We start from the raw sequence: 26,791 nt of genomic DNA on the forward strand, positions 1-26,791 counted from the left end.
TGTGCTCCATTCTCTTCGCGCAGGCGCTCATCGCAAAAACACCCCGTCGTCGTAGTACTCCAGCGTCAGCTTCGCACCGTCGAAGGTGGCCGCCGATATCGTCCCCGGCGGTGCGTTCTCGGTGACGAAGGAGAAGGTGAACACGTCGCCGTCCCGGTGGGTCAGCTCGAAGGAATCCCCCCGCGGACCCATCCCGAGGAACAGCTTGCCGTCCCGTTCGGACACCGTCGCCGGACCCCAGAAATCGTTGCGGTATGTCCCCGCATAGCTCGAAAGCGGCCGCGCCGGAGCGGGATCGGCCGGCGGTGTCTTACCGACCAGCGATCCGACCGGGTCACTCATCGGCAGCATCCGGGCGGAGTACAGGTCATACCAGGGTTCGCGGACCTCACCGAACTGCACCAGATCGGCGAACTGGGCGGTCAGCGCCTCCGGCACGCCCGAGATCGTCCCGTTGGTCAGCGCGATGATCCCGACATCGGCAGAGGGCAGCAGCAGCACGTTGGTGCCCGCCCCGAGCTGAAAGGCGCCCGAATGGCTGGCCTCGGTACGGGCGGCGGCGGTGGTACTGAGGTTGAATCCGTAGCCGTAGAACCCCGATCGCATGGCCGGTTCGCTGCCCGGGCTGGACACGATCTGTGGGGTCAGCGCGGGCAGCAGCGACGCCGGTTGCATCAGTGGTCGACCTTCGGCGAGCACCATCGACATCCAGCGCGCCATATCGTTCACCGAGGAGCTCACCCCGCCGGCCGGGGACTGCGCATCGGGGTCCCTGGTGTAGCGCGGTTGGTAATCGCCGGGCGCGACGCGGATATGCCCGACGGCGCGGTTCTGCCGCCCCTGGTAATCGGCGAACCGGTAGCTCGTCGAGGTCATCCCCAGGGGCTCGAACAGCGACTCCTGGGCCAACTGCTCCCACGGTTCGCCGGCGGCCGCGGCGACCGCCTCGGCGCCGGCGGTCAGCCCGAAATTGGTGTAGGCGTAGGAGATCCGGAACGGGTCCAACGGCAGCTGCCGCAGTTTCTCCAACACCGCGCGCCGGTCGTAGCCGATGTCCTCGAGCTGATCGCCGGCGTGGTCGGGCAGTCCGGACCGGTGCGAGAACAGGTCACCGATGGTGAGCATGCGGGTGACGGCCGGATCCGACAGGGCGAACCACGGCAGCTTCTCGGCCACCGGGGTGTCCCATCCGACGGTCTTCGCGTCGACGGCGCGGGCGGTGACGGTGGCGCTCACCGGTTTGGACAGCGAGGCCAGCTGGAACACCGTGTCGGGGTCGACCGCTTCCCCCGTGCGGGTGTCACGCACCCCGAAACCCTTGGCGTAGATGGTTTTTCCACCGTGCACCACGGCCACCGCCATACCGGGCACACCGGAGGTCTGCAGCAGCTGTTCGGCGATACCGTCCAGCTTGGCGACGGCGTTGTCCACCGCGTTCTCCGGCAGCGGCATGGCCGGGACCAGCGGTGGCGGAACCGGTGCCCCCGTTGCGCCGGGAGCAGCGCCGGGAGAGGTCGTGGTGCTCGCCGGGGCACCGGAGTCCGGGGCGCAACCGGCGAGCACCAGGACCGCCGCGGCACAGGTCAAGATCAGTCTCACGGCATCAACGCTATCGGGTCAGCCGCGCCACCATGTTTGATTCACCGGCGATCGGGCCGGGTCCGCGGACACCTGCTCCCCCGGGCGCGGCGTCGCCACCGCGACTCCCTCGGCGGCCGCCGCGGTGAGCATCCGCTCCACCGGCTCCGACCAAGGGTGCGGTGCCAGCCGGAAGGTCGCCCAGTGGATCGGCACCAGCAGTCCGGTATCGCTGACATCGCGGTGCGCACGCACCGCCTCCTCGGGATTCATGTGGATATCGGGCCAGCCCGGGTGATAGGCACCGATCGGCATCAGTGTCAGGTCGAACGGCCCGTAGGAGTCGCCGATCCCGGCGAATCCCTGGGTGTAGCCGGTGTCACCGCCGAAGAACACCCGATGCCGCGGTCCGATGAGCGCCCACGACGACCACAGGGTCACGTTGCGGGTGAGAAACCGTCCGGAGAAGTGCCGGGCCGGGGTGCACACGATGGTCAGCGCGCCCAGCTGTGCGCTCTGGTCCCAGTCCAGCTCGACGATGCGCGCTGCCGGGATCCCCCAGGTGCGCAGGTGGGCGCCGATGCCCAGGGGCACGTAGAACTTCGCACGCTGGCTGCGGGCCAGCACCGTGATGGTCTCGGTGTCGAGGTGGTCATAGTGGTCATGGCTGATGATCACCGCATCGATCGCGGGCAGCTCGTCGATATCCGCGGGCACCGGATGCAGCCGCTGCGGACCGATCACCCGTGAGGGCGAACAGCGCTGGCTCCACACCGGATCGGCCAGTACCCGATAGCCGTCGACCTCGATCATCACCGAGGAGTGCCCGTACCAGGTCGCGGCCAGGTCGGCGGGTGCGATGTCCGGCGCCGGACGGACCAGCGGGATCTCCCGCGGCGGGTGCTGCTGCCTGCCGCCGGTGAGCAGGTCACGTACGAGCGCGAACTGGTCCTCCCGGCTCAGCTGCACCTCCGAGGCCGGTTCGCGGTTGACGAAGACACCGTCACGCCAGTTCGGTGACCGCTTCGCGGTGGCCCCGATATCGGCGGCCCCCAGCGCGGCGGGCGTGCCCTGCGCGGCACGCAACAGCCAGCCGCCCGCGGCCACCGCTGCGGTTCCACCAAGCACCCGGGCCGCCGCGCCGAACATCAGGCGCCTTGGAACTTCGGTGCGCGCTTCTCGATACGGGCGACCTGCGCCTCGATGACGTCCGGGCTCGCCCAGGCCTTGTCGAAGCCCTCCTTGTGGGCCGGCCACGGCTCCTCGTAGGCACCGTCGTCGTTGAGCACGCGCTTGGAGTGCGCCACCGACAGCGGGGCGTATCCGGCGATCTCGGCGGCCCAGCTCTGCGCGTCGGCCAGATCGCCAACCCGGTTGACCATGCCGGTCTGCACCGCGGTGTCCAGATCCAGACGTTCGGCGGCGATCAGCATCGCCCGCGCCCGGCCATGCCCGACCAGCGACACCAGCCGGCGGATCGACCAATTGTCCAGCGCCAGGCCGTACTTGGCGATCGGGAATTGGAAGAAGGCCCCCGGTGCCGCGACCCGCAGATCGCAGATCATCGACAGGATGACCCCGGCCCCGATGGCCGGGCCGTTGAGGGCGGCGATGATCGGCAGCGGGCTGGCATCAATGGCCAGGTTGAGGTCTCTGGCCTTGTCCGGCAGTTCCTTGGCCACCCCTTCGGCATCGGACAGATCGGCGCCCGCACTGAACACGGTGCCCTGCCCGGTGAGCACGATCGCCCGCACTCCGCTGGACGCGGCGTCCTGGCTGGCTTTCTCGATCTCCACGCGCAAGCCGTCGACCAGTGCGGCGTTCAGCGCGTTGCGGCGCTCGGGCCGCTGCATCTCCAGGGTGAGGACGTTGCCGTCCCGGGTCACTCCAATCATGGGGCCAGCCTATTAGCCTTCTCGTGTGAGCAGTGCGCTGGCACTACGTGATGCCGTCCTGGACGAGGGTTCCTTCCGCAGCTGGGATACCGCCCCCCTGCAGGTGGCGACCTCCGAGCAGTACCGGGCCGAGTTGGCCGCCGCGGCCGAGAAGTCCGGTCTCGACGAGTCCGTGCTGACCGGTGAGGGCACCGTGTTCGGGCGTCGGGTGGCCGTGCTGGCCTGCGAGTTCGATTTCCTGGCCGGATCCATCGGGGTAGCCGCCGCCGAGCGGATCACCGCCGCGATCACCCGCGCGACGGCCGAGCGGCTGCCGCTGGTCGCCTCGCCGGCCTCGGGCGGCACCCGCATGCAGGAGGGCACCGTCGCCTTCCTACAGATGGTCAAGATCGCCGCCGCGGTGCAGCTGCACAAGCGCGAGCACCTGCCCTACATCGTCTACCTGCGTCACCCCACCACCGGCGGGGTGTTCGCGTCCTGGGGTTCGCTCGGCCACGTCACCGCCGCCGAGCCGGGCGCGTTGATCGGGTTCCTCGGGCCGCGGGTCTACGAGCACCTGTACGGCGAGAAGTTCCCCGACGGGGTGCAGACCGCCGAGAACCTCTACCGGCACGGGGTCATCGATGGGGTGGTGGCGCTGCCCCAGCTGCGATCGGTGCTCGACCGCACGCTGGCGGTGCTGTGCGATCCGCCGGGCCCGGCGCCCGCGGTGCCCGCGGCCGATCCGATACCCGATACCGCGGCCTGGGATTCGGTGCTGACATCGCGGCGCCCGGACCGGCCGGGGTCGGAGTTCGTGCTGCGGCACGGCACCACCGATCCCGTGCAGCTCTCCGGTAATGCGACGCAGGTGCTGCTGGCGCTGGCCAGGTTCGGCGGTCAGCCCGCGGTGGTGCTCGGTCAGCGCCGGCTCGGGATGCTCGGCCCGGAAGCGCTGCGCGAGGCACGGCGCGGGATGGCGCTGGCGGCGGGGCTGCGGTTGCCGCTGGTCTCTATCATCGACACCGCCGGACCGGCGCTGTCCGCCGAGGCCGAGCAGGAGGGGCTGGCCGGTGAGATCGCGCGGTGTCTCGCCGAATTGGTGACGCTGGAGGTGCCGACGGTGTCGGTGCTGCTCGGTCAGGGCAGCGGCGGCCCGGCGTTGGCGATGGTGCCCGCCGACCGGGTGCTGGCCGCCCAGCACGGCTGGCTGGCACCGCTGCCGCCAGAGGGGGCGAGCGCGATCGTGTACCGCGACACCGAACACGCACCGGAACTGTCTGCCGCGCAAGGTATCCGGTCCGCCGATCTGCTGCGTGACGGCATCGTGGACGCGATCGTCGCCGAGCATCCGGACGCCGCCGACGAACCCCGCGCGTTCACCGAACGGCTCTCGGCGACCATCGCCGTCGAGCTACACCGGCTGCGGGCGATGTCGGATCTGGAACGGGTCGGCACCCGGCTGCACCGCTACCGCAGGATCGGACTGTAGGACCGGTAGCCCGATCACGAAGGCCGTGGCACCGGGTTCGGACCGGGCCGTGATGGATCCGCCGTGGGCCTCGACGATCGAGGCCGCGATCGACAGCCCCAGTCCGAAGCTGCCGGCATCCCGCGCCCGGGACTTGTCGGCACGGACGAACCGCTCGAACAGGTGTCCCAGCAGGTCGGCGGGGATGCCCGGCCCGTCGTCGGCGATCGTCAGCTCCGCATACCCTTCCGTCACGACGATCCCGGCCGTCACCGAGGTTCCGTCGGGAGTGTGCACCCGCGCGTTGTGGAGCAAGTTCGACAAGGTCTGATGCAACCGGGCGCGGTCACCGCGCACCCACACCGGGTGCCCCGGCAACTCCAGGTGCCACCGATGCTGCGGCGCCGACACCATGATGTCGTTGACGGCATCGGCCAGCAGCTCGGTCAGGTCGACGGCGGCCATATCGAGATCCTGCCCCTCGTCGAGGCGGGCCAGCAACAGCAGATCGGCGACCAGAGAAGTCATCCGGCGCGACTCGGATTCGATTCGGGCCAGCGCATATTCGGTGGTTTCCGGTAACACCGCGGCATCCTGGCGGGTCAGCTCGGCGTAACCGTGGATGGCCGCCAGCGGGGTGCGCAACTCATGGCTGGCGTCGGTGATGAACTGGCGCATCCGACGATCGGAGGCCGCGACATCGGACAGCGCGCCCTCGACGTGGTCGAGCAGCCGGTTCAGCGTGTGCCCCACGAGGCCCACCTCGGTGCGCGGGTCGGTATCACCGGCGGGCACCCGCGGGGTGATGGTGTGGTTGTCGCGGTCCAGGGGCAGCGCGGCCACCTCGGCGGCCGTAGCCGACACCCGGTGCAACGGGCGCAGGGCGAACCGGACGACGGCCAGCGTGCTCAGCGCGGTGACCACCAGCGCCAGCAGGGTCAGCCCGGACACCACGACGGTCTCGCGCATCATCGCGTCCCACGCGGGCGCGCGCGATACCCCGGTGACCAGCATCTCGCCGTCGTCGCCGAGTTGGCCGACCATCCGGTACCAGCCGAGACCGGGAAGTTCGACGGTGCGGATCTCACCGTCGGTCCAGGGGATCCGGGCAATCGTCGATACCGCGTCCGGCGGGGCCGGCACGGCCTCATCGGCCAGGAAGTGCGCGGAGTCGACGACCCGTCCGTCCTGGATCAGCGCGACGACGTTGCCCTGCGCCTGCCCGATCAGGTTCACCAGCGGCTTCATCTCACCTGGCTCGGGCAGCTGACCGTCTGCGCCGGGAGTGGAGCGGTATTTGACCACCGAGGTGACACACCCCTGCAGCGCCCCGGCCAACTGCGTGTCGATGATGCCGAGCACCGAGGAACGCAGCGTCAGGACCGAAGTGGTACCGATGGCGGCCACCGCGAGCATGACCATCACAGACAGCCCGACGACGAGTTGTTTGAGCAGGGTCCAGCTGCGCCACATCCGCCTCACGGGGCGGCCCGCAGCAGGTAGCCCACTCCGCGGACGGTGTGGATCATCGGCTCTCGGTCGGTGTCGATCTTCTTGCGCAGATACGACACGTACAGGTCGACGATGCTGGTCTTCCCGCCGAAGTCGTAGTCCCACACCCGTTGCAGAATTTCCATGCGGCTCAGCGCTTTTCTCGGATTGCGCATCATGAATCTGAGCAGGTCGAATTCGGTGGAGGTCAACGCGATCGGTTCACCGCCGCGGGTCACCTCTCGACTGGCGGCGTCCAGGCAGAGGTCCCCGACGGTGAGCAACTCCTCGTCGGCCGGCGTCAGATACGCGGTGCGGCGCAACAATCCGCGCAGCCGGGCGACCAGTTCCTCCAGCGAGAACGGTTTGGTCATGTAGTCGTCGCCGCCCGCGGTCAGCCCGGTGACGCGATCGGCGACCGAGTCGCGCGCGGTGAGGAACAGCGTCGGGGTGTAGGTACCGGACTCACGGATCGTCGCCAGCACACCGAGACCGTCGGTGTCGGGCAGCATGATGTCCAGCACCAGCAGATCCGGGGTGTCGGCGCGGTACTTCTCGACAGCCTCGGCGGCATCATGGGCGACGTCGATCTCCCAGCCCTCGTACGTCAGCGCCATGCGGATCAAATTGGTCAGGGCGCGTTCGTCATCGACGAGCAGCACCCGGATCGGGGATCCATCGGCACGGTACATCTTCGGTAGCCGGCCGAGGATGGCGCGCCGCGGTCCTTGGTCGTCGACGGGTGCGGTGCTCACTGCTCCATTGTTGCCGCAGTTCACAGGGAAAGATCATGTGAATCGTCTATGAGAGTGCCGTTCGCGGCTGGACCTGCCAGAAGACTTGGGGGCACACCGATCTGGCCATCCACCGAAAGAGGCGAACCACGTGTCCATCTCGAAGTCCACCGTCACGACGCCTGCCACCCCGGCAGTAGACGAGCGCCTGTCGGCCAACGCCCCGATCGCGCTCGGCGTGTTCCGCATCCTGGTCGCGCTCATGTTCGCCATGCACGGCACGATGAAGCTGTTCGGTTTCCCCAGCGGATCACCCGCGGCGCTGGGAACCTGGCCGGACTGGTGGGCCGGTGTGCTGGAGATCGCGCTCGGGCTGTTGATCGCCGTCGGATTGTTCACCCGCCCGGCGGCGTTCATTGCCTCCGGCATGATGGCCGTCGCATACTTCTGGATGCACATCCCGGAAGCGTTCTGGCCCATCGACAACGGCGGCGAGAGCGCTGCGCTGTACAGCTTCATCTTCGCGCTGTTGGTGTTCACCGGCCCAGGAGCGCTGTCGATCAACCGCAGGTAGGTAGCCCCCACTTTCCGGTACGTGCGTGCCAACATCTGCATCCATGACCACCTCGACAGTCGATGCCGTTGCACGCTCGCAGGATCCGCTGACCGCCCGGACCCCGCTGGCCCTCGGCGTGTTCCGGATCCTCGTCGGTCTGATGTACGCCATGCACGGCACGGTCAAACTGTTCGCCTTCCCCAACGGGCCGACGGTCACCTTCGGCGCCTGGCCGAGTTGGTGGGCGGCGGTACTGGAAGTGGTGTTCGGCCTCCTCATCGCGGTCGGGTTCGCCACGCGGGTGTCGGCGTTCATCTCCTCCGGCGTGATGGCCGTCGCCTACTTCTGGAAGCACTTCCCGGACGGTTTCTGGCCCATCGCCAACGACGGCGAGACCGCGGCGCTGTACAGCTTCATCTTCGCGCTCTTGGTCTTCACCGGCCCGGGGGCGCTGGCACTGCGGCGTCAGCGCTGACCGGGTTCAGACCTCGATCGGCGGGTTCAGACGCTCCATCGTGTACTGCCGGTCCCGCCGGGCCGCCCACGAGCTGGCGGCCAGCGCGGCGACCAGCAGCCCGCCGAGCACCGCGATCGCGATCCACATCCGGTGATCGACCCCGCCGGCGATGGTCTGGCGCAACCCGTTCACCGCGTAGGTCATCGGGTCGAACGGGTGCAGGATCTGGAACGGTTTGGCGGTGGTCTCGACCGGATAGATACCACCGGCCGACACCAGTTGCAGCATCAGGAAAGCCAGCGTCACCACGCGTCCCACCGAGACCCCGAAGACGGCGTTGAAGGCCTGGATGATCGCCAGGAACGTGGCGCCGATCAACAGCAGGAACGCCACGGTCGCCAGGGGATGTTTGGCCTGCAGCCCGACACCGAAATGCACCACCACGTACATCACCGCCACCTGACACACCACGATCAGCAACGCGGGCCAGTAGGAGGCCAGCGCCACCCGCAGGGCGCCGAGCCCGTTCATGACGGGCCGTGACTGGATCGGTTTGAGCAGCATCCAGATGATCAGCGCGCCGATGAATAAGGCCAGTGGCAGGAAGAACGGCGCGAACCCGGTGCCGAAGGTGGCCGCCGGATTGTCGGTGTGCAGGTCCAGCGCCACCGGGGTGGCGATGGTGCGTGCCACATCGGTGCGCTGTTGCGGGGTCCAGGACGGCACCTGGGCCGAGCCCTCTTTGAGCTTGCTCGCCAGCTCCGCGCTGCCGTCGGCGAGCTTCTGTGTGCCGTCGGCGAGCTGGTCGGCACCGTCGGTGAGCTGGCGTCCACCGGCGGCGAGCTGGACCAGTCCGCTGTTGAGCTGATGGGCACCGTTGTTCAGTTGGTCGACTCCGTCGCGCAGTTGGGCCACGTCATCACGCAGGCCCCCGTTGAGCGCGCGGGTGATGAACACCCGTAGCTTGCTGTTCGGGTCGCCGAGTTCGCCTTCCAACCGGGATGCGCTGTCGCGCAGCTTGAGCAGGCCGTCATCGGTTGCGGGGTCGATTCCGTTGGCGCGCAGCAGGCGCTGTGCACCGGCCAGGACGTCACCGGCGTGCCGCACCGTCGGGTCCGGGTTGGTCTGCAGGATGCCGAGGGCCTGGTCGACGATCGCCGCGGCCTGTGCCTGATCGATGTTCAGCGCGGCCACCCGATCGGTGGTGGAGCGCACCGCCGCGCTGAGCCGCTGGGCGAGCAGGCCCACCTCGTTCGGGTCGAGTTGCAGCCCATGGACACGATCCAGCATCTCCAACAGCGGTCCGGTCGCCGAATCCACCCGGGAGGCCAGCTGTTGGGTGCCCGCCATCAGTTGTGCCGACCCGTCGCGCGCGGTGACCAGACCGGTGGTCAGTTCACCGGCCCCGGTGGCCAACCGTTGAGCACCGTTGTTGGCCTGGGCATTACCGCTCGCCAACTGTTGGGCACCGTCGGCGGCCTGCACCAGACCGGCCCCGGCATCGGTCAGACCCGTGAGCACCGTGCCCACCGTCTGCTCACCGATGCTGGCGTTGACCTGGTTGATGACCTCGCGGGCGGCATTCTGCCCGATGATCGAGCCCAGGTAGTTGTTGGCATCGTTGAAGGCGAAGTCGATCTGCGCCTGCTGCGGTGAGCCGCCCGAGGGTGAGGCAATATCGGCGCTGAAATCCTCGGGCAGGGTGACGGTGAAGTAGTACCTGCCGCTGCGTAGCCCGTCGGCCGCCTCGTCGGCGGAAACCTCGTGCAGCTGCAGCTGTCCGGAGCTGATCAGGGCGTCGGCAACCTGCCTGCCCGCGTCCAGGGGTTTACCGTCGACCTCGGTCCCGGTGTCCTCGTTGACCAGCGCCACCGGCACCTTGTTGACGGCATCGAACGGATTCCAGAAGGCCCACAGGTACATCGCGCCGTAGAGCAGTGGCATCAGCACCACCGTCACCAACGCGATCCGCGGCATCGCCCCGCGGGAGAAGCGCTTCAGATCAGTGCCCAGCGACATTCCGGCAAGCATCGTCACTCACTCACTTTCAGCTCGGCTTTGGCGCCGGGAACAGGATTGGCGGATGCGGTGATCACCGTCTGGTTCTCCCCCAGCGCGATCAGTCGGTCCAGCACCACCGCGCGGTTGTTGTCGTCGGTGATGCCGTCGAGGTCACCGACCACCAGCAGCGGCGGGGTTCCGGTATTGGCCAGCGCGATGCGCAGCAGAACCTGGTTGAGCTCCCCGACCTGGTCGAAATAGGCGTCCATATCGGGCAGCGGCACATCCCCGAATGTCGTCGCGCAGAGGGCGCTGAGATCGGATGCTCCGGCCTTCCCGATGAACCGATACCAGGGCGCGTCCCAGCGCAGCTGCTCGGTGATCAGGTCGGCGACGGTGACCGACTCGGCGATCTTGTCCAGCGCGTCGATATTGGCCAGTGCCGAAACGTCGAAGATCTTGCGGGCGTCGCTGTGCCCGAAGACGGTGATGGTGCCCGCCTGCGCCCGCATCCGCCCGGCCAGCGTCAACAGCAGGGCGGTGCGACCGGTACCGGCCGGATGGATCAGGGCCGTTACGCCACCGGCGTCGATGTCCAGGTCGACCGGGCCATAGACCGGACCCCATGGGCCCTTGACCCGTATTGCTCTGGCGACGACGGCCGGTTCTGGATCTGCCACCGACCAATCTCAGCACACACCTCAGCTCAGGTGGAGGTACCCGCCGAACATCTCCAGCAGTTGTGCTGTCCGCCACCAGATGAGACAGCAGAACAGCACCAACAGTCCGCCCGCCACCGCGGCCTGCACAGCGTTTCGTTGCGCGCGCGGCGCGTAGACGAAACCGGCGGCCACCAGGCCACCCGCGATCAGACCGCCGAGGTGGCCTTGCCAACTGATGGCACCGGCGCCGATCAGCGGGGCCGCGAAGGTGAACACCACGTTGAGCACGATCAGGCCGATGACCCATTTGACGTCGAGGTTGAGCTTGCGCGACACCACGAAGATCGCACCGAACAGCCCGAACACCGCACCCGATGCGCCCGCCGTGGCGGTGTTCAGCGGGGAGATCAGGTACACCAGCACCGACCCGCCGAGCGCGCTCAGCCCGTAGAGCGCGCTGAACCGCAGCCGGCCGAGAAGGCGCTCCAGCGACGGGCCGATGACGTACAGGGCGTACATGTTGAACAGGATGTGGGCTATGCCGTAGTGCAGGAACGCCGAGGTGATCAGCCGGTAGTACTGGCCGTCGGCCACCGCGGGTGGCCACAGCGTCAGCTCGTTCTCCAACCGCCCCGACGCCATCTGCAGGACGAACATGACGATGTTGATCGCGATGAGTGCGTAGGTGATCACCGGGGTGTCGCCGGCGATCTTGCCGCCGAACCGTCCCTGGACGGGCCGGACGGTCGCCGCGCCGGCGGCCACACATTCCGGGCACTGGTGACCCACCGCGGCCGACTGCATGCAGTCCCCGCAGATGTAGCGGCCGCAGCGGGTGCAGGAGACATAGGTCGGGCGGCCGGGATGGCGGTAGCAGACCGGCGCCGGTGGCGGTGGCGGCTGCTGCGGGTACGTCATGTCCCCCATCATTCCCGATGCGCTACAGACCCAGGATCTGCACACTCTCCTCGCGCATCTGCACCTTGCGGATCTTTCCGGTGACGGTCATCGGGAACTCCTCGACCAGATGCACATAGCGCGGGATCTTGTAGTGCGCCAGCCTGCCCTCGGCGAACGTCCGCAGCGCCGCGGCGTCGAGGGGCATCGCACCCGGCTTCATCTTGATCCAGGCGCAGATCTCCTCGCCGTACCGCGGGTCCGGGACGCCGATCACCTGGGCGTCCTCGATGCCGGGGTGGGTGTAGAGGAACTCCTCGATCTCGCGCGGGTAGACGTTCTCGCCACCGCGGATCACCATGTCCTTGATCCGGCCGACGATGGTGCAGTAGCCGTCCTGGCGCATGACCGCCAGGTCACCGGTGTGCATCCAGCCATCCTCGTCGATGGCCTGGGCAGTCTTGTCGGGATCGTCCCAGTATCCGAGCATCACCGAGTAGCCACGGGTGCAGAACTCGCCGGGCTCGCCGCGGTCGACGATTTCGCCGGTGTTCGGGTCGACGATCTTCACCTCGACATGGGGGTGCGCCCGGCCGATGGTGGCGGTGCGGCGCTCCAGATCGTCATCGTGCAACGTCTGACACGACACCGGCGAGGTCTCGGTCATGCCATAGGCGATGGCCACCTCGGCCATGTGCATCTCGTTGATGCACCGCTTCATCACCTCGACAGGGCACACCGCGCCGGCCATGATCCCGGTGCGCAGGCTCGACAGGTCACGGTCGGCGAAGCTCGGGTGGTTCTGCATGGCGATGAACATGGTCGGCACGCCGTATACGCCCGTACAGCGCTCGGCCTCAACGGCTTCCAGGGTCAACCCGGGATCGAACCCGGGTGCCGGGATGACCATGGTGACACCGTGGGTGGTGCAGCCGAGATTGCCCATCACCATGCCGAAGCAGTGGTAGAACGGCACCGGTATGCAGAGCCGATCGCCGGGGGTGAAGTTGATGCCCTCGGTGACGAAGAAGCCGTTGTTCAGGATGTTGCGGTGCGACAGCGTCGCACCCTTCGGGAAACCCGTTGTGCCCGAGGTATATTGGATATTGATCGGATCGGTGTTGGACAACGTCGCTTGGCGTTCGGCCAGCCGGCCCGCGGGTACCGCGTCGGCGCGCAGAGCATCCCAGTCGCCGGTGCCCAGGAAGATCACCTCGCTCAACGAGGGTGCCTCCTTGCGCACCTCGGCGACCATCCCGACGTAGTCGCTGGTCTTGAACTCGGTTGCCGAGATCAGCATCCGCACTTGCGCCTGGTTGAGCACATAGGCCAATTCGTGTGTGCGGTAGGCGGGGTTGATGTTGACCAGGATGGCGCCGATCTTGGCGGTCGCGTACTGGACGATGGTCCACTCGGATCTGTTCGGAGACCAGATCCCGACGCGGTCACCCTTGGCGATACCCCTGCCGATCAAACCCCGCGCGACGACGTCGACCTCATCGTCGAGTTCGCGGTAGGTCCACCGCTTTCCCTGCGCCACATCGACAAGTGCCTCGATATCGGGGTGCGCGGCGACCGTGCGTGCGAAGTTGGCACCGATGGTCTCTTCGATGAGAGGGGTCGTGGTGGGTCCCGCGTCATAGCTTTTCATCTGTCCGGCCACCTAATTCCCGTCGCTTCGCTCGCCCACGCCTATTTCCCGTCGCTTCGCTCGCCCACGCCTATTTCCCGTCGCTTCGCTCGCCCAGGAGATCCTCGTAACGGTGTTCGGTCTCGATCTGCTTGCCAGACCTGTGTGCCTCATCCTCGCGCCTGCGCAGTTCGACGCGCCGGATCTTGCCGGAAATGGTCTTGGGAAGTTCGAAGAACTCGACGCGACGCACCTTCAGATAGGGCGCCAGATGGTCACGGGCGTATTCCATGATGCCCTTGGCCGTCTCGGCATCGGCCGGCCATCCTTGTGCCAGAGCGACATAGGCTTTCGGCACCGCCAGCCGGGTCTCGTGCGGCTGCGGGACGATCGCGGCCTCCACCACGGCGGGGTGCTCGATCAGCACACTTTCCAGTTCGAACGGCGACACCTTGTAGTCGCTGGATTTGAAGACGTCGTCCGTGCGCCCGATATAGGTGATGTACCCGTCGGCGTCACGGCTGGCCACATCGCCGGTGTGGTAATAACTGTCGGCCATCACCGCCGCATTGCGTTTCGGGTCATCGAGGTATCCGGTCATCAGATTCAGCGGTCTGGCAACGAGATCCAGACAGATCTCGCCCTCGTCGGCCTGATCACCGGTCAGCGGATCGACCAGTACCACCGGCACACCGGGCATCGGGCGGCCCATCGAACCGGGCTTGACCGGCTGGCCGGGGGTGTTGCCGATCTGCAGGGTGGTCTCGGTCTGCCCGAAGCCGTCCCGGATGGTCAATCCCCACGCCCGCTCGACGGCACCGATGACTTCGGGGTTCAACGGCTCACCGGCACCGAGGATCTCGCGCAGGCCGTCGGGCTTGGTCCCGAGATCGGCCTGGATGAGCATCCGCCATACCGTCGGCGGCGCGCAGAACGTGTTGACCCCGGCCCGACGGATCTGGTGCAGCAACTCGGCGGCATCGAAACGGCTGTAGTTGTAGACGAAGATGGTCGCCTCGGCGATCCACGGCGCGAAGAAGCAGCTCCAGGCGTGCTTGGCCCACCCCGGTGAGCTGATGGCCAGATGGACGTCACCGGGTGTGACGCCTATCCACGCCATCGTCGACATGTGCCCCACCGGGTAGGACACCTGGGAGTGCTCGACCAGCTTGGGCTTGCTGGTGGTGCCGGAGGTGAAGTAGATGAGCAGCGGGTCACCCGTCGTGGTCACCGCCTCGAAGGTCTGCGGGGTCACCGCGTAGGCATCGCTGTAGCAATGCCAGCCCTCCACCTGCCCGATGCTGATCCGCGTGTACTCCCCCGGCACAACATCGAACTTGCCTGCATCAGCGGCGTTGGCGATGACGTACTGGGCCGCGCCGCGGGTGATGCGATCGGCCAGGTCCTCGGCACCGAGCGCACCGGTGGTCGGCATGATCACCGCGCCGAGTTTCGCGATCGCGAGCATGGCCTCCCACAGTTCGACCTGGTTACCGAGCATCAGGATGACGCGGTCACCCTTACCGACGCCCAGGCTCTTGAGCCAGGTCGCGACGCGGTCGGAACGCTGTGCCATCTCGGCGAAGCTGACCTTCGTCTCGGTGCCGTCCTGCTCGACGATCCACAGTGCCGGGCGCGTGTTGTCACGCGCGATGACGTCGAACCAGTCGATCGCCCAGTTGAATGTGCCCTCGATATGCGGCCACTCGAAGGTGCCGACCGCCTTGTCGTAGTCGCTGATCACGGCCACCAACTGGTCGCGGGCGGCCCGATAACGCTCGGTGTTGATGCTCATGGCAACTAGGATCTAGGTCACACTTGTCCGCCCGCTACCCCCGGAAGAGGGGATACCCGTGTCGTCCCTGTTGCGCCCCCGCGACGCCGACGCCGTGCGCGCCGCGCTCCGCCGGGTCGCCGCCGAGGGTGATGTGCCGGTGCTGTTCGGCGGTGAGGTGCACGAGGACGCGCTGTTGCTGAGCGAGTTCGTCGGCACCCGTACCGCCGGACTGCGCGGACTGGTGGTGCGGTCCAATTCCGGGCTCGGTGGGGCGACCATGGTGGCCGGACGGCCGCTGGCGGTCTCGGACTACCGCAACGCCGCGTCCATCACCCACGACTACGACGCCCCGGTGCTGAGCGAGGGCATCCGGTCGGTGCTCGCCGTACCCGTCGTGGTCGACGGATCTGCGCGGGCCATCCTGTACGGCGCGTACCGCTCGGGGGCACCGTTCGGCGGGTTGGCCGCGGACCTGATGGTGGACTCGGCGCGTCGCCTGGCCCACGAGCTGCGGGTGCGCGACGAGGTGGACCGCCGGATGCGACTGCTGGAAGCGCGGATGACCGGCGCGGCGAATCCGGAGACCATCCGCGAGGTGTATGCCGGACTACGCACGCTGGCCGCCGGCGCCGACACCGATACCGCCGCCGAACTGCACCGGTTGGCCGAACTACTGTCCGCACCCTCGGCATCGGAGTTCCATCTGAGCCCGCGGGAGATCGACGTGCTGGCCCAGATCGCGTTGGGCTGCACCAATGCCGAGGCCGCCGAACGGCTTTCGCTCAAGACCGAAACCGTGAAGAGCTATCTGCGCAGCGCGGCGGGAAAGCTGGGGACCAAGACCCGGCACGAGGCGGTATCGAAGGCGCGCCGCGCCGGACTGATTCCGTAGTGGCGTCGATCCATTACGCCAGCGACTCCACCCACGCCCGGTGCAACCCGGCGAACCGCCCACCGGCGTCGACCAACTCGCTGGGCGGTCCGTCCTCGACGATCTCGCCGTGCTCGAGCACCAGCACCCGGTCGGCACTGAGCACCGTGGAGAGCCGGTGTGCGATCACCACCGCGGTGCGGTCGGCCAGCACCGTGGTCATGGCGCGCTGCACCATCCGCTCACTCGGAATGTCCAGTGATGACGTCGCCTCGTCCAGGATCAGCACCGCCGGATCGGCCAAGAACGCGCGGGCGAAGGCGATCAACTGACGCTGCCCCGCCGACAGCCGGCCGCCGCGCTTGGCGACATCGGTGCCGAAGCCCTCGGGCAACCCGTCGATGAAACGGTCGGCACCGACCGCCGCCGCGGCCGCTCGCACCTCGGCGTCGGTGGCCGTGGGCCTGCCGAACCGGATGTTGTCGGCGATGGTCCCCTCGAACATGAAGTTCTCCTGGGTCACCATCACCACCTGCTCGCGCAGCGCGCTCTGGGCGATGTCACGCAGGTTGATCCCGTCGAGGGTCACCGCGCCGCTGACCGGGTCGTAGAACCGCGCCAGCAGCTTGGCGATCGTCGTCTTGCCGGCCCCGGTGGTCCCGACCAGCGCGACGGTCTGTCCGGCCGGGATGTCCAAGGTCAGTGACGGAAGCACCGGACGATCCGGAACATAGGAGAACCGCACATCGTGAAAGCCAATGTGGCCCTTCACGTCCGACAGCGCCACCGGGTGCGCCGGATCCTGGATGTCGGGATCCTGGGCGAGTACGCCGGCGATCTTCTCCAACGCCGCCGACGCGGATTGGAAGGTGTTGAAGAACTGCGAGATCTCCTGCATCGGCTCGAAGAAGATGCGCAGATACAGCAGGAACGCGGTCAGCGTGCCCACCGTCATCTCGTCGTGCAGCACCAGGTACCCGCCGAACAGCAGGACCGCACCGGTGGCGAGGTTACCGGTCAGCCGCACCGCGGGCATGAAGATCGCGAGCAGCTTGAAGGCCCGCTCGTTGATCGACTTGTACTGGTCGGCAACATCTTCGAAGATCTGCTGGTTACGCGGCTCGCGGCGGTAGGCCTGCACGGCCTTGATACCGGTCATGGTCTCGACGAACTGCACGATGACCAGTGCGGCGGCCTCGCGCACCTTCAGATACGTCTTGGACGACTCGCTGCGGAACCACCACGTCAACAGCACCAGGATCGGGAACGCCGTCAGGCAGACCAGACCGAGCCGCCAGTCCAGCACCACCAGCAGTACGGCCGTGCCGAACATCGTCAGTACCGCGGTGATCAGCCCGTCGAAGCCGGTGGCCAGCATGTCCTGGATGGCGTCGACATCGTTGGTGGACCGCGCGACCACCCGACCGGAGGTGTAGCGGTCGTGGAACGCCACGTCGAGGCGTTGGAAATGCCGGAACAGCCTGCGCCGCAGCTCGATCAGGATCTCCTGGCCGATCCGCCCGGACCGGCGCAGGAAGTACATCCGGCTGGTGGCCTGCACCACGACCACACCGCACAGCGCGGTCAGGATCAGGATGAGTTCGTGCGCGGTGCCGCCGGCGACGATCGGCGGGATGCCGTGGTCGATTCCGCGCTGCACCAACAGCGGCACCGACAACCGGGCGGCGTTCTCCACCACCACCACGATCGCCAGGACCGCGAGCACCGCCTTGTAGGGGCGCAGCAGGGAACCCAGCAGCCAACGGGCCTCGCGTCGCCGCGATACCGACTCGTCGATGGGCAGGTTCTCGTCGTCGGCGGTGACCGCCTGCCCGCGCCAATCCGTGTTCGCCGTCACTGTTCGGCCCCGGCGAATTCGTCGTCGGCGGCCAGCAGATACCGGTACTCGGGCGCATCGGCCAGCAACTCGGCATGGGTGCCGACCCGGGTGACAGTCCCGTTCTCCAGCAGCGCGACCCGGTCGGCCAGCAGCACCGTCGAGGCCCGGTGGGCCACCACGATGCCGGTGACATCACGCAGCACCCGGCCCAACGCCTCGGTGACCTCGGCCTCGGTATGTACGTCCAGGGCCGACAGGGTGTCGTCGAGCACCAGGATGCGCGGTTCGGCGATGATCGCGCGGGCCAGCGAAAGACGTTGCCGCTGGCCACCCGACAGGCTCATGCCCTGCTCACCGATGCGGGTGTCGAGGCCGAACGGCAGGTCATAGACGAACCCGGCCGAGGCCACCTCGATACCGCGGGCCAGGTCCTCCTCGGTCGCGTCCGGGTTACCCAGGCGCAGGTTCTCGGCGACCGACATCGAGAACAGCGTCGGATCCTCGAATGCGGTGGCCACGGTGTGCCGCAGCGCGGGCAGCGACAGGTCCCGGATATCGGTGCCGTCGACCAGGATGGCTCCCTCGCTGACATCGTGCAGCCGCGACAGCAGCGAGGCCAGCACCGACTTCCCGGCCCCGGTGGCACCGACCAGCGCGACCGTCTCCCCCGGCTCGACGGTCAGATTCACGTGGCGTAAAGCCCAATTGTCCGGCTCGCCGGACGGCGCCCCTCGCTCGGAGTCCGGGAACCGGAAACCCACGTCGACCAGTTCCAGCCGCCCGCCCCGGGGCAACTCGGACACCGCCCCGTCGGTGATGGTGCGCGGCTCGTCGAAGATCTCGGCGACGCGGTTGGCCGCCGTCATCGACTCCTGTGTCATGGACAGCAGGAAGCCCAGCGAGGCGATCGGCCACACCAGCGACAGCATCATCGTGATGAACGCCACCAGGGTCCCCATGGTCACCAGTCCGTGCCCGGCGGCATAGGCGCCGAAGCCCAGCACGATGATCAGCGTGACGTTCGGGATGACCTCCAGCAGCGTCCAGAACTTGGCCGACACCCCGACCTTGCGGATCTCGGTCTCGAACAGGCTGGACGCGCGATCGTCGAAACCGCGGTAAGCGTGCTCCTCGCGGCCGAAGGATCTGATGACCCGCAGCCCCAGCGCGGACTCCTCGACATGGGTGGCCACGTTGCCCGCCTGGTCCTGGGACTGCCGCGACAGCATGGTGAACTGGCGCTGGAAGTGCAGAATCGTGAGCGTGATCGGCACGATCGCGACCATCACCACCACCCCGAGCGGCCAGTACATCGACAACAGGATCGCGGTCACCACGATGATCTGGACGATGTTGAGCATCAGGAACAGCAGCCCGAAGGACAGGAACTGCCGGATCGCCGACAGATCGTTCATCACCCGGGAGAGCAGCTGGCCCGACTGCCAGTTGCCGTGGAAGGACATCGGCAGCACCTGCAGCCGCGCATAGAGGTCCTTGCGGATATCGGCCTCGACACCCATCGTCGCGCGGGCCACCAGCCAGCGCCGGACGAACCACAGCACGGCCTCGGTGACCAGCAGCGCCATCGCGGCCAGCCCCAACGTCCAGAGTCCGGCCGAATCCTTCTCGCGCACCGGCCCGTCGATGACGGCCTTGGTGAGCAGCGGCACCGAGACCGTTGCGCCGAGGCTGACGAAGGCCGCGATGACCATCGCGAACCAGCGGACCCGATAGGGCTTCAGGTAGGGCAGCAACCGCAGGATGTCCGAGGAGGAACGGATGCGCCGCGGCGGTGCGGCGATGGCCGGTGCCGACACCAGCCCGTTACGCGCACTCGACATACGCCATCACCTCCTCCCCCGACCATCTTGAGTTCTACGGCACGGGTCCGACAACCCGATTAATGCTGTGTACCCACCGTAAAACCTGAACAATGGATGAGGTCAAACTGTTTCCGCGCAGCGCCGACGCGGGAAACTACCTGGTTTCAGCCGGGTAGGTGCAGAGCGTGATGAGGCTGAAGCAGTGTAGGAAAAAGTGCCCCTCCGCCGACACCGGTTCAGCCGGTTGCCGATACCTGTGCAGAGACTGAAACCAGCGAGCAATGCGGGCAGCCGTACCCGGCGGTGCGTGTGCCGCCCCACAAAGGCGCAGCGCCGACCGGCCAGCATCCCCCAGCCACCGGGCCCTTTGGGGCAGTATTGGCGGCATGGAAAGTGGTTCCTCGACCTCGCCTCGGGTCCTCGTCGTCGACGACGATCCCGACGTCCTCGCATCGCTGGAACGCGGTCTGCGGCTGTCCGGGTTCGAGGTCTCCACCGCGGTCGACGGCGCCGAGGCCCTGCGCAGCGCGACCGAGACCCGCCCGGACGCGATCGTCCTCGACATCAACATGCCGGTGCTCGACGGTGTCAGCGTGGTGACCGCGCTGCGTGCCATGGACAACGACGTCCCGGTGTGCGTGCTCTCCGCACGCACCAGCGTCGACGACCGGGTCGCCGGTCTGGAGGCCGGCGCCGATGACTACCTGGTGAAACCCTTCGTCCTGCAGGAGCTGGTCGCGCGGGTCAAGGCGCTGCTGCGCCGCCGCGGGTCGACGGCGACGTTCTCCTCGGAGACCATCTCGGTCGGCCCGCTCGAGGTGGACATCCCCGGCCGTCGCGCCAGGGTCAACGGCGCCGATGTCGACCTGACCAAGCGGGAGTTCGACCTGCTCGCGGTGCTCGCCGAACACAAGACCGCGGTGCTCTCGCGCGCCCAGCTCCTCGAGCTGGTCTGGGGCTACGACTTCGCCGCCGACACCAACGTCGTCGACGTGTTCATCGGTTACCTGCGCCGCAAGCTGGAGGCCGGCGGCGCTCCGCGCCTGCTGCACACCGTGCGCGGTGTGGGCTTCGTGCTGCGGACGCAATAGCCCGTGGACCTGTACGACCGGCTCTACCGGATGCTGGGGCTGCCCAAACGCATCGTGTCGCTGCGCACGATCGTCTTGGCCGCAGCGCTCGGCGTCGTCACCACCGTCATCATCATCGGGACCTGGGTGTGGATCGGCGTCACCAACGAGCAGTACAGCCAGCTCGATCGGCGCCTCGACTCGATCAGCAGCCTCGGCGATGTCAGCACGCTGCTCTCCGATGCGATGAAGAACGACGGCGACGCCCCGGTGGTCGACCCCGACCTGGTGCGCACCGCGCGCATCGGCGGTGCGACGGTGTCGGTGCCCTACGACGTGGTGCTGCCGGAGTTCCCCGACGGTTTCCAGACCACCACCATCAACGGTGTGCAGTACCGGGTCCGCACCTTCACCGCGGGTCAGGCATCGATCGCGCTGGGCTCGACGCTGACCGACACCGAGCGCCAGATCGACAACCAGCACCGCCGGGTGCTGCTCATCAGCGGCGGTGTCATCGGCGGCACCATGGTGGTCGGGTGGATCATCTCGGCCATCATGATCACCCCGTTCCGGCGACTGGCCCAGCAGGCCCGGGCCATCAACGCCCAGTCCAACCCGGACGAGGTGAACGTGCGTGGGGTGTGGGAGGCCAGCGAGATCGGCGAGGCCGTCGAGGGCATGCTGGCCCGCATCGGCGATGAACAGCAGCGCACCAAGGCAGCGCTGGAGTCGGCGCGCGATTTCGCCGCCGTCGCCTCCCACGAACTGCGCACGCCGTTGACCGCCATGCGTACCAACCTCGAGGTGCTGGCCACCCTCGACATGCCCGACGACCAACGCGCCGAGGTACTGGGCGACGTCATCCGCACGCAGTCGCGGATCGAGGCCACGCTCTCGGCACTGGAACGGTTGGCCCAGGGGCAGTTGGCCACGTCCGACGACCACGCTCCGGTGGACCTGACCGATCTGCTCGACCGCGCGGCACATGACGCGATGCGGGTCTATCCCGAACTCGATGTCTCACTGGTGCCCGCACCCACGGTGCTGATCCTCGGGCTGGCGGCCGGGCTGCGATTGGCCGTCGACAATGCCATCGCCAACGCGGTCAAGCACGGTGATGCGACCAGGGTCCAACTGTCGGCGGTCAGCTCACGCGAGGGTGTGGAGATCGCGGTCGACGACGACGGCTGCGGTATCCCCGAGGAGGAACGCACCAAGGTGTTCGAACGGTTCTCCCGCGGATCGACGGCATCGGCGTCGGGGTCCGGGCTCGGGCTGGCGCTGGTGGCCCAGCAGGCCGAGCTGCACGGCGGGACCGCCTCGCTGGAGGCCAGCCCGCTCGGTGGGACCCGCTTGTTGCTGCGGTTGCCCGCTCCGCACTAGGGCTAGGGCTAGGGCAGCCGGCGCAGTCCGAACGCCAGCGTGCACACCACGCCGGCCAGGAAGGACACCAGCAAGAGGCCGGTGTTCACGATCGATCCTCGCTCTCCTGCGGGCACGGTTTGACCACCAGCACCAGCACCACCCAGGTCAGTGCCGAGCCGAGCACGAATGCCAGCAGGTACCCGAACCACTGCATCAAAAATTCCATGGCCGTCCCCTGACTATTGCGGCACCGGCGGAGCCATCGAGAGCACCGCGATATCGTCGAGCATCTTGAGGTCCGGCCACGCCGTGCCCACCGCCTGCTCCAACCGGAGTTTGGCGGCATCGGACTGCGCTGTGCCGAACAGCGTGATGGTGGAACCCTCGATACTGAATCCGAAGTCCGACAACGGCTCACCGGCCTTGAGGACACCGTCGAATCGGGTGAGGTCGGCCGCCGTGACACCGGCGATGGGGGTCAGCAGGTCGAGCACCGTGGTACCGGGCAGATTGTTGCGCACCTTGTCCACCGCAAACGCCACCGAGGCCGGATCGGGCAGCTGACCGGACAAGACGACGTCATTGCCCTTGCGCCGCAACGAGAACGGCGCCACCATCGCCCCCGGTCCGGCCGTGTCGGTATCCGTCGCGGTGGAGGCGATGACGGGAAGGTCGGGCAGGGTCTCGTGTTCCGGTGAGCCCGCCCAACCGATCAACCCCAGACCCAGCGGCACCGCGATCAGCGCAGCCAACCAACCGACGCCCGGCGCGCGCCGGTAGTAGCGCGCAGCCGGGCGCCGGTGGGTGTTGACCATCGTGTGTCGCTAGCGAGCGCCGAGCAGGTCGATGACGAAGATGAGCGTCTTGCCGGAGAGCCGGTGACCCCCGCCCGCGGGACCGTAGGCCTGTTCCGGCGGGATGGTGAGCTTGCGGCGGCCGCCGACCTTCATCCCCGGAATGCCGTCCTGCCAGCCCTGAATCAGTCCGCGCAAGGGGAACTCGATGGATTCACCCCGGTTCCACGAACTGTCGAACTCCTCACCGCTGTCGTATTCGACGCCGACGTAGTGCACCTCGACGTTGCCCCCGGGCACCGCTTCGGCGCCGTCACCGACGATGATGTCTTCGATGGTCAGCTCGGTGGGCGCCGGGCCATCGGGAAATTCAATCTCAGGTTTCGTTGCCACGATTTACAACCGTAGTCGGGCAGACTGACTTTGTGGCCAAGGACGCGGACACCGATCTGGACATCGTCATCGTCGGCGGCGGGCACAACGCGTTGGTCGCCGCCGGTTATCTGGCCCGCGCGGGCCGGCGCGTCAGAGTGCTCGAACGGTTGGACCACGTCGGCGGTGCGGCGGTCTCCGCGCACGCCTTCGAGGGTGTCGATGCCCGGCTGTCGCGGTATTCGTATCTGGTGAGCCTGCTGCCGCGGCGCATCATCGACGATCTGGGAGCCAGGCTGAGACTGGCGCGCCGCCGCCAATCGTCCTACACGCCCGACCCCGCGACCGGCGGGGCGACCGGACTGCTCATCGGGCGGGACAGCACGTTCGGGGCGGTCGGCGCCGGCGCCGACGCCGACCGGTTCGCCGACTTCTACCGCCGTGTACGGCTGGTGACGACCGCACTGTGGCCGACCCTGTTGTCGCCGCTGACAACCCGCTCGGCGGCCCGCGATCGCGTGCTGTCGGGCGGGGATCCGGCGGCCGCCGCGGCCTGGCAGGCGCTCATCGAAGAGCCGATAGGCCACGCCATCACCGAGGCGGTGGAAAGCGACCTGGTCCGTGGTGTGCTGGCCACCGACGCGTTGATCGGGACGTTCGCCGCCACCGACGACCCCTCGCTGATCCAGAACATCTGCTTTCTGTACCACCTGCTGGGTGGGGGGACCGGCGACTGGGAGGTGCCCGTCGGCGGCATGGGGGCGGTCAGCGGTGCGCTGACGGCCGCCGCGTGCGGCTTCGGGGCCGAGATCGTGACGGGCGCCGACGTCTACGCGATCAACCCCGACGGCGAGGTGCGCTACCGCAGAGGCGACGTCGACCATGTCGTGCGGGGGCGGCATGTGCTGGCCGGAGTGGCCCCCGCGACATTGGCCCGGCTGCTCGGTGAGCCCGAACCCACGGTAGCCCCCGGTGCGCAGATCAAGGTGAACCTGATGCTGACCCGGCTACCGAGACTGCGCGACCCCGCCGTCACCCCGGAACAGGCTTTCGGGGGCACCTTCCACATCAACGAGACGCTGCACCAACTCGATTCGGCTTACGCCGCAGCGGCCGCCGGTACGCTACCCGAGCCGCTGCCGTGTGAGATCTACTGCCATTCGCTCACCGACCCGAGCATTCTGTCCGACTCCCTGCGCCGGTCGGGCGCGCACACCCTGACCGTGTTCGGCCTGCACACCCCGCACGGACTGCTCAACGGACTCGATCCCGACACGGCGCGGCTGCAGTTGACCGCGGCCGCGCTGCATTCACTGAACACCGTTCTGGCCGAACCGATCCAAGATGTCGTGATGCTGGACCGCCATGGTCGCCCGTGCGTCGAGGCGAAAACCACGAGCGATCTGGAGCAGGCGCTGGGCATGACGGCAGGAAACATCTTCCACGGGGCCCTGAGCTGGCCGTTCGCCGAGGACACCGAGGAACTGGACACCCCGGCGAAACGCTGGGGTGTATCCACCGCACATGAGTCGATCATGTTGTGCGGCTCGGGAACTCGCCGCGGCGGCGCGGTATCCGGAATCGGCGGCCACAACGCCGCGATGGCGGTGCTGGAGAGCTAGCCGCGCGCTGCTTTGCGCAGAATCTCTTGTAACGCAATCAAATCTGCGTCACTGAGTGATCGCATCAGATCCGGAGCGGGATTGTCGACGCTGTCGATGACGGCCAGCAGCGCGCGCCCGGCATCGGTGAGCGACACCTTCTTACAGCGTCTGTTGTCGGGATCGGTCTCGCGGATCACCAAGCCGCGCTTGGCGAGGTCGTTGACGGCAACGGTGGCCGCCGGCGCGTCGATGGTGGCTGCGTCGGCGATCTCCTTGACCGACAGAGCCCGGTTGGCCAACCGGCTGATTATCCGGATTCGACTGAAGGGCAAACCCGTTCGTTCCACAACGGCGCGCTTCCAGGTGTCCTGGTTGCTGATGACGACCGAGGACATCAGCCGCCACACGTCGTCGGCGCGATCAGACATCGGCGCGCACCTTCGGTCCCTCGATGAGCGGGGCGAGCCGTCGCGCCGACTCCATCGCCCGGGGCGCGGTCGAGATCACGCCGAGCACGGCGATCACCACACCCAGCACCACACATGTCGACCACAGTGGGCGGGCCGCGTCGGCGAAGTTCACGGCTGCCGCGGCATGACTCGAGCCGGCCGCCGCCAATGCCGCACCGGCGATCGAACCGCACAGCGCCACACCGATACTCACTCCGATCTGACGGCTGGTACTGGTGACCGCGGATGCGGCGCCGGCCCGGTCCAGCGGCATCCCGCTGACGGCGGCGTTGGTGATCGGCGCGTTGACCATCGAGAAGCCGATGCCGAACACCGCGAAGACCAGCATCAGTGTCCACACCGCAGCATTCTCCGGCAACAGCACCAGCGCGGTCGAGGCCAGCGCGATCATCGACCCCGAGATCACCAGTGAGGGCCGGGCCCCGTATCGCCCGACCATCCGGCCCGACAGCGGCGAGAACACCAACGCTCCGACCGCGATGGGCAGATAGATCAGACCGGTCTGGACGGCCGAAAACCCGCGTGCCCCCTGCAGATACAGCGACATCATGAACAGCAACGCGCCCCAGGATGCGAAGGCGCAGATGGCGATCACGGTCGCCGAGGCGAACGGCACGCTGCGGAAGAAGCGCAGATCGATGAACGGGTCCGCGCGCCGGGATTCGAAGCGCAGGAATGCCGCGAAGGCCAGCAGCGCGAGCGCCGCGGCCCCGATGACGCGATAGTTGTCCCAGCCCAGCGCCGGACCCTCGATGAGCGCGAACACCGCGCCGAACAGGAACAGCACCGCCAGAATCTGGCCGACCGGATCGACATTGCGCATGGTCGCGGACTTGGTCTCCGGCACGAACAGGGCCGTCAGCACGATGGCGGCCAGACAAATCGGCAGATTGATCCAGAACACCGCGCGCCAGCCGATCAGGTGGATGAGCAGACCACCGACGGTGGGGCCGAGCGCCATCGCGATGCCGACGACGGCACCCCAGACACCGATGGCCCTGGCCCGTTCGACCGGTCCGGTGAACACCTGCGAGATGATGGACAGCGCCACCGGATTCAGCATCGAACCGCCGACGGCCTGTAGGAAGCGCGCGGCGATCAGGGCGTCGATGCCGGGGGCCAGACTGCACAGCAGAGAGCCCACGGCAAAGACGGTCAGCCCGATCTGGAATACCCGGCGGCGCCCGAACCGGTCCCCCATCGCCCCCGAGAGCATCAACAACGACGCGAGCACCAGGGTGTAGATGTCGATCACCCATTGCAGCTGCGAGGCCGTCGCCCCGAGATCGGTGCGGATCGACGGGATCGCGACGTTGACGATGGTCGCGTCCATCGACACGATCAGCAGACTCAGGCAGCAGGACGCCAGCACGATGCGCTTGCGCGCGGCCGTCATCCCCGTCATCGCGTCACGACCCAGATCGGGCACAGTTGCATTCACACAACTATTGTGA

At 67.7% G+C, this 26,791-nt stretch carries 24 protein-coding genes; 7 read left to right on the forward strand and 17 right to left on the reverse strand.

Going from position 1 to position 26,791, the window contains the following annotated elements; all coding sequences use genetic code 11:
- Nucleotides 1-27: 27 nt before the first annotated feature.
- The 3 genes from FBY28_RS08935 to FBY28_RS08945 are packed head-to-tail and all read right to left on the reverse strand — an operon-like array spanning nt 28 to nt 3,473.
- Nucleotides 28-1,599, reverse strand: coding sequence for a serine hydrolase (locus FBY28_RS08935; protein ID WP_141866025.1), 1,572 nt, complete (start codon nt 1,597-1,599; stop codon nt 28-30).
- Nucleotides 1,600-1,617: 18 nt separating this feature from the next.
- Complete coding sequence (locus tag FBY28_RS08940; RefSeq protein ID WP_141866027.1) at nt 1,618-2,727, reverse strand: MBL fold metallo-hydrolase; 1,110 nt, start codon at nt 2,725-2,727, stop codon at nt 1,618-1,620.
- On the reverse strand, nt 2,727-3,473 hold the full coding sequence (locus tag FBY28_RS08945; protein ID WP_141866030.1) for an enoyl-CoA hydratase: 747 nt from the start codon (nt 3,471-3,473) through the stop codon (nt 2,727-2,729). The genes FBY28_RS08940 and FBY28_RS08945 overlap by 1 nt, the downstream gene beginning before the upstream one ends.
- Nucleotides 3,474-3,498: 25 nt before the next feature.
- Here FBY28_RS08945 and FBY28_RS08950 point away from each other — a divergent pair, with 25 nt between their 5' ends.
- Nucleotides 3,499-4,944 carry an acetyl-coenzyme A carboxylase carboxyl transferase subunits beta/alpha gene (locus tag FBY28_RS08950; protein ID WP_141866032.1) on the forward strand — a complete coding sequence of 482 codons (1,446 nt, stop codon included), beginning with the start codon at nt 3,499-3,501 and terminating at the stop codon, nt 4,942-4,944.
- Here FBY28_RS08950 and FBY28_RS08955 read toward each other — a convergent pair.
- Nucleotides 4,867-6,396: a sensor histidine kinase gene (locus tag FBY28_RS08955; RefSeq protein ID WP_174241578.1), complete on the reverse strand. Its 1,530-nt coding sequence runs from the start codon at nt 6,394-6,396 to the stop codon at nt 4,867-4,869. The genes FBY28_RS08950 and FBY28_RS08955 overlap by 78 nt on opposite strands.
- 5 nt (nt 6,397-6,401) lie before the next feature.
- A complete protein-coding gene (locus FBY28_RS08960; RefSeq protein ID WP_174241806.1) occupies nt 6,402-7,106 on the reverse strand; it encodes a response regulator transcription factor in 705 nt (234 codons plus the stop codon).
- 193 nt (nt 7,107-7,299) lie between these two features.
- Between FBY28_RS08960 and FBY28_RS08965 the strand changes: the two genes are divergently transcribed.
- Together FBY28_RS08965 and FBY28_RS08970 are read left to right on the forward strand one after the other, a co-directional pair.
- Nucleotides 7,300-7,722 carry a DoxX family protein gene (locus tag FBY28_RS08965; RefSeq protein ID WP_141866037.1) on the forward strand — a complete coding sequence of 141 codons (423 nt, stop codon included), beginning with the start codon at nt 7,300-7,302 and terminating at the stop codon, nt 7,720-7,722.
- A 43-nt stretch (nt 7,723-7,765) separates the two neighbouring features.
- Nucleotides 7,766-8,179, forward strand: a complete 414-nt coding sequence (locus FBY28_RS08970) for a DoxX family protein (RefSeq protein ID WP_141866039.1) — start codon at nt 7,766-7,768, stop codon at nt 8,177-8,179.
- A 6-nt stretch (nt 8,180-8,185) separates the two neighbouring features.
- Here the strand turns inward: FBY28_RS08970 and FBY28_RS08975 are convergent, their stop codons facing one another.
- From FBY28_RS08975 to FBY28_RS08995, 5 genes are all read right to left on the reverse strand, one after another.
- Nucleotides 8,186-10,192: a YhgE/Pip domain-containing protein gene (locus tag FBY28_RS08975; RefSeq protein ID WP_141870128.1), complete on the reverse strand. Its 2,007-nt coding sequence runs from the start codon at nt 10,190-10,192 to the stop codon at nt 8,186-8,188.
- Between the two features lie 2 nt (nt 10,193-10,194).
- Nucleotides 10,195-10,842, reverse strand: coding sequence for an ATP-binding cassette domain-containing protein (locus FBY28_RS08980; RefSeq protein ID WP_141866041.1), 648 nt, complete (start codon nt 10,840-10,842; stop codon nt 10,195-10,197).
- Between the two features lie 21 nt (nt 10,843-10,863).
- A complete protein-coding gene (locus FBY28_RS08985) occupies nt 10,864-11,742 on the reverse strand; it encodes a rhomboid family intramembrane serine protease (protein WP_141866043.1) in 879 nt (292 codons plus the stop codon).
- 22 nt (nt 11,743-11,764) lie between these two features.
- Nucleotides 11,765-13,372 carry an AMP-binding protein gene (locus FBY28_RS08990; protein WP_141866045.1) on the reverse strand — a complete coding sequence of 536 codons (1,608 nt, stop codon included), beginning with the start codon at nt 13,370-13,372 and terminating at the stop codon, nt 11,765-11,767.
- A 70-nt stretch (nt 13,373-13,442) separates the two neighbouring features.
- Nucleotides 13,443-15,146 (reverse strand): AMP-binding protein, encoded by a 1,704-nt coding sequence (locus FBY28_RS08995; protein ID WP_141866047.1) that lies wholly within the window; start codon nt 15,144-15,146, stop codon nt 13,443-13,445.
- 58 nt (nt 15,147-15,204) lie between these two features.
- On the opposite strand from FBY28_RS08995, the gene FBY28_RS09000 reads away from it, so the two are divergent.
- Entirely contained in the window at nt 15,205-16,020 is an 816-nt protein-coding gene (locus tag FBY28_RS09000) for a helix-turn-helix transcriptional regulator (protein ID WP_141866049.1), read from the forward strand.
- Between the two features lie 13 nt (nt 16,021-16,033).
- Here the strand turns inward: FBY28_RS09000 and FBY28_RS09005 are convergent, their stop codons facing one another.
- Together FBY28_RS09005 and FBY28_RS09010 are read right to left on the reverse strand one after the other, a co-directional pair.
- Entirely contained in the window at nt 16,034-17,857 is a 1,824-nt protein-coding gene (locus FBY28_RS09005) for an ABC transporter ATP-binding protein (protein WP_141866051.1), read from the reverse strand.
- Entirely contained in the window at nt 17,854-19,680 is a 1,827-nt protein-coding gene (locus tag FBY28_RS09010; protein WP_141866054.1) for an ABC transporter ATP-binding protein, read from the reverse strand. Before FBY28_RS09010 ends, FBY28_RS09005 begins: the two co-directional genes overlap by 4 nt.
- A 368-nt stretch (nt 19,681-20,048) precedes the next feature.
- Here FBY28_RS09010 and prrA point away from each other — a divergent pair, with 368 nt between their 5' ends.
- Together prrA and FBY28_RS09020 are read left to right on the forward strand one after the other, a co-directional pair.
- Nucleotides 20,049-20,753 carry a two-component system response regulator PrrA gene (gene prrA, locus FBY28_RS09015; RefSeq protein ID WP_019510295.1) on the forward strand — a complete coding sequence of 235 codons (705 nt, stop codon included), beginning with the start codon at nt 20,049-20,051 and terminating at the stop codon, nt 20,751-20,753.
- A gap of 3 nt (nt 20,754-20,756) precedes the next feature.
- Nucleotides 20,757-22,115, forward strand: a complete 1,359-nt coding sequence (locus FBY28_RS09020) for a sensor histidine kinase (protein ID WP_286177881.1) — start codon at nt 20,757-20,759, stop codon at nt 22,113-22,115.
- An 85-nt stretch (nt 22,116-22,200) separates the two neighbouring features.
- On the opposite strand, the gene arfB is transcribed toward FBY28_RS09020, so the two are convergent.
- Genes arfB through FBY28_RS09030 form a run of 3 tightly spaced genes read right to left on the reverse strand, consistent with a single transcriptional unit; the run spans nt 22,201 to nt 23,284 of the window.
- Entirely contained in the window at nt 22,201-22,323 is a 123-nt protein-coding gene (arfB, locus tag FBY28_RS26170) for a channel accessory protein ArfB (protein ID WP_286177882.1), read from the reverse strand.
- 13 nt (nt 22,324-22,336) lie between these two features.
- Nucleotides 22,337-22,912 (reverse strand): channel-forming protein ArfA/OmpATb, encoded by a 576-nt coding sequence (arfA, locus tag FBY28_RS09025; RefSeq protein WP_141866056.1) that lies wholly within the window; start codon nt 22,910-22,912, stop codon nt 22,337-22,339.
- Nucleotides 22,913-22,921: 9 nt separating this feature from the next.
- On the reverse strand, nt 22,922-23,284 hold the full coding sequence (locus tag FBY28_RS09030) for an FKBP-type peptidyl-prolyl cis-trans isomerase (RefSeq protein WP_019510291.1): 363 nt from the start codon (nt 23,282-23,284) through the stop codon (nt 22,922-22,924).
- Between the two features lie 32 nt (nt 23,285-23,316).
- Here FBY28_RS09030 and FBY28_RS09035 point away from each other — a divergent pair, with 32 nt between their 5' ends.
- Nucleotides 23,317-24,885: a phytoene desaturase family protein gene (locus FBY28_RS09035; protein ID WP_216847588.1), complete on the forward strand. Its 1,569-nt coding sequence runs from the start codon at nt 23,317-23,319 to the stop codon at nt 24,883-24,885.
- On the opposite strand, the gene FBY28_RS09040 is transcribed toward FBY28_RS09035, so the two are convergent.
- Both FBY28_RS09040 and FBY28_RS09045 read right to left on the reverse strand, forming a co-directional pair.
- Nucleotides 24,882-25,295: a MarR family winged helix-turn-helix transcriptional regulator gene (locus tag FBY28_RS09040; protein WP_141866059.1), complete on the reverse strand. Its 414-nt coding sequence runs from the start codon at nt 25,293-25,295 to the stop codon at nt 24,882-24,884. The genes FBY28_RS09035 and FBY28_RS09040 overlap by 4 nt on opposite strands.
- On the reverse strand, nt 25,288-26,778 hold the full coding sequence (locus tag FBY28_RS09045) for an MFS transporter (RefSeq protein WP_216847589.1): 1,491 nt from the start codon (nt 26,776-26,778) through the stop codon (nt 25,288-25,290). The genes FBY28_RS09040 and FBY28_RS09045 overlap by 8 nt, the downstream gene beginning before the upstream one ends.
- Nucleotides 26,779-26,791 lie beyond the last annotated feature (13 nt).

The organism is Arthrobacter sp. SLBN-53 (assembly GCF_006715585.1).
Taxonomy (GTDB): domain Bacteria; phylum Actinomycetota; class Actinomycetes; order Mycobacteriales; family Mycobacteriaceae; genus Mycobacterium; species Mycobacterium neoaurum_A.